This window comes from Isoptericola sp. NPDC057559 (genome assembly GCF_042801555.1).
In the GTDB taxonomy this organism is placed as follows: domain Bacteria; phylum Actinomycetota; class Actinomycetes; order Actinomycetales; family Cellulomonadaceae; genus Isoptericola.
In genome coordinates this window covers 18,694-27,384 of sequence record NZ_JBHVFQ010000039.1, presented here as the reverse complement: position 1 = coordinate 27,384, position 8,691 = coordinate 18,694, and the positions used below count along the sequence as shown (strand labels likewise).

Below are 8,691 nucleotides of genomic sequence, written 5' to 3'. Positions count from 1 at the left end.
GCGGGCGCCCCTCGTCCCCGGGTTCGTGCTCGGGTTCCTCGCCGCGGTGCTGGTCCGCAGCACGGGCCTGCTGCCCGACGTCGTCACGGACACCGCCCAGCAGCTCACGACGATCCTGTTCGTCGCCGCGATGTTCGCCCTCGGCACCGGCGTCGACGTGCCGCGCCTGGCCCGCACCGCCCGCCGGCCGCTCGTGCTCGGCGCGGCGGGCGCCGTCGCCGTCAGCGGGATCGGCCTCGCCGCCGTCCTGCTGCTCGCCCCCTGAGCGACCCTCAGAGGCCGAGGGCCGCCGGCAGCCCGGCGAGGCCCGTCAGGACGACCATGCCGTCGGCGCGCAGCGCGTCCGCGTCCACGTGGTGCTCGTCGTCGCGGCGGGCGCCGGGGCGGTCGAGCCAGACGCCGACGAGGCCGGCGTCGTGGGCGGCGCGGGCGTCGGTGGTGGGCTCGTCGCCCACGTAGGCGGTGCGCGCGACGTCGGTGCCGAGGCGGCGGGCGCCCTCGACGAAGACGTCGGGGTGCGGCTTGCCGTAGCCGAGCGTGTCCACCCCGACGAGGACGGGGACGTCCGCGAGCCCGGCGGCGAGGAGCTTGCGCTCCTGCAGCTCGGTGGCCGCGTTGGTCACCACGCCGACCTCGACGCCCGCGGCGCGCAGCGCGGCGAGCGCGGCCGCGGAGTCGTCGAACGCCGACCACGACCGCTCGAAGGTGCCCCAGAACAGGGCGTCCCAGTCGGCGAACGAGGACTCGGTGACCGGCTCCCCGCCGAACGTGCGGTGCAGCAGGTCGGCGCGCAGCCGGCGCTGCGTGAGCGCGTCGGTCTCGCCGCGCGTGTACCGCTTGTAGTGCCCGCCCGGGTCGGAGCGCCAGTGCGCCAGCAGGTCCGGGTACCGGTCCGCCGGGACGTGCGGCAGGTGCTCGACGGCGACCGCCGTCAGCGCCTTGCCGAACGCTCCCTTGGTGTCGACGAGGGTGTCGTCGACGTCGAGCAGGACCCCGTCGACCCGGGCCGTCACGCGGTCGCGCCGTCGGTCGCGGCGGGCGCGGCGTCGGCCTCGCGGGCCAGCCGGGCCAGCGCGGCGTCGACGCGCGCGAGCGTCCGCTCGCGGCCGAGCACCTCGAGCGACTCGAACAGCGGCAGCCCGACGGTGCGGCCGGTGACGGCCACGCGCACCGGCGCCTGCGCCTTGCCCAGCTTGAGGCCGTGCTGCTCGCCCACCGCCGTGACGAGGTCCTTGAGCGGCTCCGCCTCCCACGCCCCGAGGTCCGCGAGCGCCGCGCGGGCGTCCGCCAGCAGCTCGGCGGCGGGGGCCTTCATGGCCTTGGCCCAGGAGCGCTCGTCGCGGGCGGGCTCGTCGAGGAAGAGGAAGTCGACGTTGTCGGTGATGTCGGCGAGCAGCGCCACGCGCGACTGCGCGAGCGGCGCGACGCGTGCGAAGGCCGCGGCGTCGTACTGCTCCTCGGTCCAGGGCGCCTTCGGGGCGTGCAGCCACGGGTCGACGGCGACGACGAAGTCCTCGACGCTCATCGCCCGGATGTACTCGCCGTTGAACGACAGCAGCTTCTTGACGTCGAAGAACGCCGACGCGCTGTTGACGTCCTCGATGCGGAAGCGCTCGACCAGCTCGTCGAACGGGAGGATCTCCTCGTCGTTGCCGGGCGCCCAGCCCAGCAGCATGAGGTAGTTGACCATCGCGTCGGGCAGGTAGCCCTCGGCGAGGTAGTCCTCGAGCGCGACCTTGTCGCGGCGCTTGGAGAGCTTCTGGCGCTTCTCGTTGACGATGACCGGCAGGTGCGCCCACGTGGGCGGCTCGGCGCCGAGGGCCTCCCACAGCAGCTGCTGCTTGGGCGTGTTCGGCAGGTGCTCCTCGCCGCGGATGACGTGGGTGATGCCCTCGTCCATGTCGTCGACGACGTTCGCGAGCAGGAAGACGGGCGAGCCGTCCCCGCGCGCGACGACGAAGTCCTCCATCGCCGAGTTCGGGAACGTGGGGTTGCCGCGGATGAGGTCGACGACCGGCGTCTCGCCCTCGTCGGGGGTGCGGAAGCGCAGCGCGCGGCCCGGCTCGTACGTCAGGCCGCGGTCGCGGCAGTGGCCGTCGTAGCCGGAGTGCGGGTTGCCCGTGCGGGCCGCGACGTCGTCGCGCGTGCAGTCGCAGTAGTACGCGCGGCCGGCCTCGTACAGGCGGGCGGAGGCCTCGCGGTGCTTCTCCACGTTCTGCGACTGGAAGTACGGGCCCTCGAACGTCGGGTCCTCGGCGTGCATGCCGAGCGCCGCGAGGGCGTTCAGGATGCCGTCGACCCACTCGGGCTTGTTGCGCGCCGCGTCGGTGTCCTCGACGCGCAGCACGAAGATGCCGCCCTGCCGCTTGGCGACCGCCCAGTTGAACAGCGCGGAGCGGGCGCCGCCCACGTGGAACATGCCCGTCGGCGACGGGGCGAAGCGGACACGGACGTCGGAGGAGCCTGCAGCGGGGATCACGGGACCAGCGTAGTTGTCCCCCGCCGCCGGACGGCATCGACGCCCGCCCGCCGCCGGACGGCGGCCCACGCGACGTCCGATTCCCGCCGGACGACGGCGCGCGCCCCACCTAGCGTCGTGCCCATGACCAGCACCGCGACCACGGAGCCCACGACCACGGAGCCCACGACTCCCACCGCGCCCGACGCCAGCCGCCACGTCGTCGTCGACCCGGCGATCCTGTACTTCGGCACGCCCGTCGTGCTGCTGAGCTCGACCAACGAGGACGGCACCACGAACCTCATGCCGATGTCGTCGGTCTTCTGGCTGGGCCGCAGCGCGGTGATCGGCATCGGCGCGCGCAGCCAGACGGCCCGCAACCTGCGCCGGCACCCGGAGGTCGTGCTCAACCTCGCCTCGCCGGACGTCGTCGAGCACGTCGACCGGCTGGCCCTCACGACCGGGCGGGCCGACGTCTCGCCCTGGAAGGCCCGCGCGGGCTACGTCTACGCGCCCGACAAGTTCGCCGTGGCGGGGCTGACGCCGCTGGAGTCGGCGACGGTGCGGCCGCAGCGCGTCGCCGAGTGCCAGGTGCACCTGGAGGCCGTGGTGCGGCGCGTCCACCCGCTCGGCGGCCCCGCGGACGCGGGGCCGGGGACCGGGGACGCCGCCCGGCAGCTCGCCGTCGAGGCGGAGGTGACGCGCGTCTGGGTCGACCCGGCGATCCGGCTCGCGGGCCACGCCGACCGGATCGACCCCGACCTCTGGCGGCCGCTCGTCATGAGCTTCCAGCGGTTCTACGGCCTGGGCGGCCAGGTGCACCCGTCGCGCCTCGCGGGGATCGACGAGGACCGTTACCGCGAGCCGCGCACCAGCGCCCCGCGCTGACCCCGGGCCGACCGGCGGTCACGCCCCGACGAAGCTCACCGTCTCGCCCAGGCGGGCGCGCCCGGTGCGGAGCCGGTGCACGCCCTCCTGCTCGTACCCGACGGAGACGCCGCACAGCAGCACGTGCCCCTCGTCGGCGCCGACGATCTCGCCCACGGTGGTGCGGTACATGGTCCACATCACCTGGGGGCAGCTGTGCACCCCCTCCGCCCGCAGCAGCAGCATGACGGTCTGCAGGTACATCCCCGCGTCCGCCCACTGCCCCGGGCCCATCGACCGGTCGAGGTAGCAGAACAGCACGGCCGGCGCGCCGAACGCCCCCGAGTTCAGCGTGGCGATCTTGCGGGGACGGTCGGGGTCGTCGCGCTCGATGCCCAGCGCCTCGTACCGCTGGGCGGCCGCGGCGGCGAAGCGGTCCGCGTACGGGGAGGCCAGCCCGTCCGGGTACATCGGGTACTCCCGCTCGTCGCCCGGGTCGCCCGCGAGGGCCCGGGCCGTGGCGCGCCGCTTCAGCTCGGCGAGCGGCTCCCGGGTCACGACGTAGACGTGCCACGGCTGGAGGTTCCCGCTCGACGGCGCCCGGGTGGCCGCGGTCAGCACGCGGTCGAGCACCTCCCGGGGCACCGGCTCCGGGCTGAACGCCCGCACCGCCCGGCGGCTGTCCACGGCCTCGTACACGTCCACGCGTCGTCGTCCTCTCAGTCCCCGGCCGGCGGCACGGCCGCCCGCGCTGTCATCGCGGGCCCGAGCCCCGCACGCGGGCCACTGCGAGCCCGACCATGGTCGCGAGGTCCGGCTCCGGCAGGTCGTCGACCGGCCACCAGCGCACGTCGAGCGACTCGTCGCTCACGGCGTGCCGCGCGCCCGCGGGCGCGACGGCGACGAAGCGCACGTCGAGGTGGTGCGCGTCGCCGCCGGGGCCGCAGAACGGCACGGCGTGCTCGTCGAGGTGCACGGGCACGGGGTCGAGGTCGACGTCCAGGCCCGACTCCTCCGAGGCCTCGCGACGCGCGGCGGCGAGGAGGGTCGCGTCGCCCGGCTCGACGTGCCCGCCGAGCTGGAACCAGCGGCCCGCCTTGGCGTGCAGGGTCAGCAGCACGCGCGAGGCGTCGGGCGACAGCACCACGGTGGACGCGGTGACGTGGTCCGGGCGGCAGGATCGCAGCACGCCGTCCGGGTGGGCGTCGAGGTGCGCCACGAAGCGGTCGCGCAGCGCGCGCTGCCCGTCGTCGCCGGCGGGCGTCCGCCGCAGCACCGCGCGGGCGTCGGCGTGCAGGCCGGCGGTCGAGGAGACGTCGGTCGCGGGCACCTCAGTCGCGCCGGAACACGGGGTTGGCGAGGACGCCGATGCCCTCGACCTCGCACTCGACGTGGTCGCCGTGGTCGATGCGGCCCACGCCGGCGGGCGTGCCCGTGAGGATCACGTCGCCCGGCAGCAGGGTCATCGCCTTGCTGATGTACGACACGAGGAACGGCACGTCGAAGACCATGTCGGAGGTGCGGCCGTCCTGCTTGAGCTCGCCGTTGACGCGCGATCGCACCGCGACGTCCTCCGGGTCCAGGTCCGTGTCGATCCACGGGCCCAGCGGGCACGAGGTGTCGAAGCCCTTGGCGCGCGCCCACTGCCCGTCGGTGCGCTGCGCGTCGCGCGCGGTGACGTCGTTCGCGACGGTGTAGCCCAGCACGTAGGACCGCACGTTCTCCGGCTCCACGTCCTTGCACACCTTGGAGATCACGACGGCGAGCTCGGCCTCGTAGCTGACCTCGCGGGTGAACTCCGGCAGCACGACCGGGTCGTCCGGGCCGACGACGGCGGTGTTCGGCTTGAAGAACAGCAGCGGCGACGCGGGGACCTCGCCGCCCATCTCCTTGGCGTGGTCGGCGTAGTTCTTGCCCACCGCCACGACCTTCGACCGCGGGATCACCGGGGCCAGCAGCCGGACGCCGTCGCCCAGCTCGATCCGCTCCCCCGTCGGCATCGCCGGCATGTAGAGCGGGTCGCCGCCGAGGACGGCGAGGTAGGTGCGGTCGCCCTCCTGCTGGACGAGGGCGAAGCGGGGGTCGTCTCCGGTGGTGAATCTCGCGATGCGCACGCGCCCAGGTTACGCGGGGCGCGTGCGCGGCACCGTCAGGCGCGGGCCAGGACCTCGCCGTGCAGGATGGCGAACCAGCCGTCGGGCGCCTGCGCCCACGCCTGCCAGTCCTGCGCGATCTGCTCGAGCGCGACGTCGTCGGCGAGCCCGGACTCCTTGGCCTGGACCGCGAAGTTCGACTCCACGCACCGCTCGGCCCACAGCTCGCCCCACCACTGCCGGTCCGTGGGGGTGGCGTAGCACCACGACGACGCCGACGGGACGATGCCGTCCATCCCGGCCTCCTGCACCCACGACATGAGGCGGCGGCCGGCGTCCGGCTCGAAGCCGTACGCGTGCGTGACCTCGTGGTAGAGCTCGTTCCACTCGGTGAGCCCGGGCGTCTCCGGGTACCAGGCCATGCCCGCGTAGTCGGCGTCGCGCACGGCGACCATGCCGCCCGGCTTCGCCACGCGCTTCATCTCGCGCAGGGCCGCGACCGGGTCCGACAGGTGCTGCAGCAGCTGGTGCGCGTACACGACGTCGAAGGTGTCGTCCGCGAAGGGCAGCTCGTAGGCGTTCGCCTGCTCGAACCGCACGTTGGTGTAGCCGAGCGCCTCGGCGTGCTCGCGCGCGGCCTCGAGGACGTGCGGGCTCGCGTCGACGCCGACGACCTCGCCGCCGGCGAGGATGCGGCCGAGGTCCGCGGTCACCGTGCCCGGGCCGCAGCCGACGTCCAGCAGGGACATGTCGTCGCGCAGGTGCGGCACGAGGAAGCCGGCCGAGTTCTGCGCGGTGCGGCTCCGGTGGGAGCGCAGCACGGACTCGTGGTGGCCGTGCGTGTACGACTCCGACTCCTTGCTGGGCACGGTGTGATGGGTGCTCGGGGCCTCGATCGCGTCGTTGAGGTCGGCACCGGCAGGTTCGGGGGTGCCCTCGGGTGTGGGCTCCGTGCGCAGGTCGCTCATGGTCCCTACCGTAGTGACCGCGAGGCCCGCAAGCCCCGGTGTTCTCACGCTCCGGGACGCCACGCGTCACGCGCGGTGGCATCATCGCGCCATGACCGCGGTCACGGGCGTGCCGCCCTCCCGCCTCCGCGCGCTGCTGAGCGCGGGACGGCACCGCCTCGCCGGCGGCCCCGGACGCGTCCCGGGGGTCGACGTCGCCCGCGGCATCGCCGTGCTCGGCATGTTCACCGCCCACGTCGGCGTGACCACCCCCGACGCCGGCCCGGCCTGGTGGCTGCTCGACCTCTCGCACGGCCGCTCGTCGATCCTGTTCGCGGTGGTGGCCGGCATCTCCGTCGCGATCGTCTCGGGCGGACCCCGCCCGCTCGACGGCGACCCCCTCCGACGTGCCCGGCTCCGGCTGTTCGTGCGGGCGGCGCTGCTGCTCGCCGTCGCCGGTCTGCTCGACCTCCTCGGCACCCGCGTCGCGCTGATCCTCGGCTTCTACGCGTGCTTCTTCGTGCTCGCGCTGCCCTTCCTGCGGTGGCGGCCGCCGCGGCTCGCGGCGCTCGCCGGCGTCGTCGCGCTCGTCGGGCCCCTCCTGGCCTACTGGGGGCCCGAGGCGATCGCCCGGGCCGGGCTGCGCGCACCGCGCGACGGCTCCGGCGCGGTGACCGACTTCCTGCTCACCGGCACGTACCCGGGCGTCGTCTGGATGGCGTACGTGCTCGCCGGGATGGCGATCGGGCGCTGCGACCTGCGCTCTCCGCGCCTGCGCCGCGGCCTGCTGGCCGGCGGGCTCGCCGCGTGGGGCGCGTTCTCCCTGCTCTCCGGTGCGCTGGTCGGAGCCGCCGGCGGGGACGAGGTGGTCCGCGGGCTGACCCTCGCGCGGCAGTCGGTCGACACCGTGCCGTTCGCGTGGGACGACCCGTGGCCGGGGGTGGCCGGGCTCTTCCTCGGCGGCCCGCACGACGACACGACTCTCGAGGTGCTCACGTCCGGCGGGTTCGCCGTCGCCGTCGTCGGCCTGTGCCTCCACGTGGGGCGCGTGGGCCGGTGGGTGCTGGCGCCGCTGGCCGCCGTCGGGTCGATGGCGCTCACCGTCTACTCGCTGCAGATCGTGGCGATCTGGCACTGGGACCTGCTGGGGTCCACCACGAACGGCCCGCTCCTCGTGCTGGTGCTGGTCACGCTCGTCGCGGCGACGGCGTGGCGGTTCCTGCTGGGCCGGGGACCCCTCGAGCGCGCGGTCGGCGCGGTCAGCGACCGGGTCGCGGCGCCGCCACGCGGGTCGTGATCCCGGCGGGATGCCGCTCCAGCGCGGCGAGGACGTCCGCCGCGTCGAAGGCCTCCGCGGGCGCGAGGGCGCCGGGACCGCGGTGGCGCCCGTCCAGGAGCCTGGCGGCGCCCTCCGCGACGATCGGGCCGGACACGGCGTAGATGTCCCGGCCCGCCGCGGCGAGGCGGTGCGTCGTCCCGCCGTGCCGCACGGCGACGTCCACGACGAACCGCTGCGCCGACCGGTCACCGCCGGGCGGGGGCGGGGTCGACTCGTCGCGGAGCTCGTCGAGCGAGGCCGTGCTCAGGTACGACGTGAGGTCGCCGACGCCGAGGTGGCGGGTGATCGTCACCACCTCGGAGAACGGCAGCTCGACCACCGGCAGCTCGCCCAGCGGCTCCGGGAACGCCCACGTGCCCGTCGGCGCGGGGCCGGCCAGGGGCACGAGGCGCCCGTCGCGCACCACCAGCCGCGTCGCGGTGTTCCGCTCCCCCGTGACCCGGGTTCCGGCCGTGGGCCACCAGTGGTCCAGCCCGACGGCGACCTCGACGGCGTCGGCCTCGGACCCGCCGTCGAGCGCCGCCGTCACGAGCAGGTCGGCGAGGCCGCCGTAGAACGCCATGGCGGGCACGACGGCGACGCCCGCGGCGCGGGCGGGGGCGTCGAGCTCGCGGTAGAGCAGCCGGACGGCCGGCTGCTCGGCGGTCACGTCGAGGTAGTGCGCGCCGACCGCGACCGCCGCTCCCGCCAGCGGCAGCGCGGTGTCGAGGAACGGCCCCGCGCAGTTCACCACGACCCCCACGCCGTCGAGGGCGGCCCGCAGCGGGCCGGCCTCGTCGACGCCGACGACCCGACGCTCCAGGCCCGGGTGCCGCGCCGCGACGCCCTCGAGCCGCTCGGCACCGCGCCCGGCCAGCACGGGCGTCAGCCCGCGCCGCACCAGCTCGTCGACGACGAAGCCGCCCGTGTGCCCGCCGGCGCCGTAGACCATCACTGCCTCACGTGTCTGCATGTCTCGATCCTGGCCGCCGGGCCGCGCGCCGACGA

The 8,691-nt window shown here is 75.3% G+C and carries 10 protein-coding genes; 3 read left to right on the top strand and 7 right to left on the bottom strand.

From position 1 onward, the window contains the following. Positions 1–265, top strand: a 265-nt coding sequence (locus ACFU5J_RS20790) for a putative sulfate exporter family transporter (RefSeq protein ID WP_430579986.1), incomplete at its 5' end; no start/stop codon positions are given. A 7-nt stretch (positions 266–272) separates the two neighbouring features. On the opposite strand, the gene ACFU5J_RS20785 is transcribed toward ACFU5J_RS20790, so the two are convergent. Together ACFU5J_RS20785 and gltX are read right to left on the bottom strand one after the other, a co-directional pair. Beyond that, positions 273–1,013, bottom strand: coding sequence for an HAD family hydrolase (locus ACFU5J_RS20785; RefSeq protein ID WP_430576376.1), 741 nt, complete (start codon positions 1,011–1,013; stop codon positions 273–275). Further along, positions 1,010–2,479, bottom strand: coding sequence for a glutamate--tRNA ligase (gene gltX, locus ACFU5J_RS20780; RefSeq protein ID WP_430576377.1), 1,470 nt, complete (start codon positions 2,477–2,479; stop codon positions 1,010–1,012). Before gltX ends, ACFU5J_RS20785 begins: the two co-directional genes overlap by 4 nt. A 123-nt stretch (positions 2,480–2,602) precedes the next feature. Between gltX and ACFU5J_RS20775 the strand changes: the two genes are divergently transcribed. Beyond that, positions 2,603–3,346: a flavin reductase family protein gene (locus ACFU5J_RS20775; RefSeq protein ID WP_430579985.1), complete on the top strand. Its 744-nt coding sequence runs from the start codon at positions 2,603–2,605 to the stop codon at positions 3,344–3,346. A gap of 18 nt (positions 3,347–3,364) precedes the next feature. On the opposite strand, the gene ACFU5J_RS20770 is transcribed toward ACFU5J_RS20775, so the two are convergent. Genes ACFU5J_RS20770 through ACFU5J_RS20755 form a run of 4 tightly spaced genes read right to left on the bottom strand, consistent with a single transcriptional unit; the run spans position 3,365 to position 6,386 of the window. Beyond that, positions 3,365–4,030, bottom strand: a complete 666-nt coding sequence (locus ACFU5J_RS20770; protein ID WP_430579984.1) for a nitroreductase — start codon at positions 4,028–4,030, stop codon at positions 3,365–3,367. 49 nt (positions 4,031–4,079) lie between these two features. After that, on the bottom strand, positions 4,080–4,655 hold the full coding sequence (locus tag ACFU5J_RS20765) for an NUDIX hydrolase (protein WP_430576380.1): 576 nt from the start codon (positions 4,653–4,655) through the stop codon (positions 4,080–4,082). Position 4,656: 1 nt separating this feature from the next. Then, on the bottom strand, positions 4,657–5,439 hold the full coding sequence (locus ACFU5J_RS20760; RefSeq protein WP_430576381.1) for a fumarylacetoacetate hydrolase family protein: 783 nt from the start codon (positions 5,437–5,439) through the stop codon (positions 4,657–4,659). Between the two features lie 35 nt (positions 5,440–5,474). Then, complete coding sequence (locus ACFU5J_RS20755; protein ID WP_430576382.1) at positions 5,475–6,386, bottom strand: class I SAM-dependent methyltransferase; 912 nt, start codon at positions 6,384–6,386, stop codon at positions 5,475–5,477. A 91-nt stretch (positions 6,387–6,477) separates the two neighbouring features. Here ACFU5J_RS20755 and ACFU5J_RS20750 point away from each other — a divergent pair, with 91 nt between their 5' ends. Beyond that, positions 6,478–7,662 carry a heparan-alpha-glucosaminide N-acetyltransferase domain-containing protein gene (locus ACFU5J_RS20750; RefSeq protein ID WP_430579983.1) on the top strand — a complete coding sequence of 395 codons (1,185 nt, stop codon included), beginning with the start codon at positions 6,478–6,480 and terminating at the stop codon, positions 7,660–7,662. On the opposite strand, the gene ACFU5J_RS20745 is transcribed toward ACFU5J_RS20750, so the two are convergent. After that, positions 7,625–8,656, bottom strand: a complete 1,032-nt coding sequence (locus tag ACFU5J_RS20745) for a saccharopine dehydrogenase family protein (protein ID WP_430579982.1) — start codon at positions 8,654–8,656, stop codon at positions 7,625–7,627. The two genes, ACFU5J_RS20750 and ACFU5J_RS20745, sit on opposite strands and share 38 nt — an antisense overlap. Between the last annotated feature and the right edge of the window lie 35 nt (positions 8,657–8,691).